Genomic DNA, 299 nt, shown 5'->3' with positions numbered 1-299 from the left:
TTATTAAATCCATAATTAAACACAGTTTTCATATCTTCAAAGTTTTTATTTTTATCTAGAGCATTAAGATACGATGCTACTAAAATATGTCCATTATTTTCAGCAGCTATTGCATATGTATGGTTTGATTTAGTTGTATAGCCATTTTTACCTGCAATGGTGCATAGTTTATCCTCCCTAAAGTTTGCTATAAGAGATCTGCCCAATTGGCAGGATATGTTGAATAAAATCCCCTTGCCTTCTCCGGCGCCCCCCCCCCCCCCCCCCCCCACCGCCCCCCCTCACCCCCCCCCCCCCCC

The 299-nt window shown here is 43.5% G+C and carries 1 pseudogene; it reads right to left on the bottom strand.

Annotated features, from left to right (window positions below):
* A pseudogene (locus NG904_RS16745) lies at positions 1–158 on the bottom strand (D-alanyl-D-alanine carboxypeptidase family protein); the annotation flags it as partial.
* Between the last annotated feature and the right edge of the window lie 141 nt (positions 159–299).

This window comes from Clostridium sp. ZBS15 (genome assembly GCF_023845705.1).
Taxonomy (GTDB): domain Bacteria; phylum Bacillota; class Clostridia; order Clostridiales; family Clostridiaceae; genus Clostridium; species Clostridium aquiflavi.
Note: the sequence above shows the minus strand (reverse complement) of the source record. Positions and strands in the feature narration are given on the sequence as shown.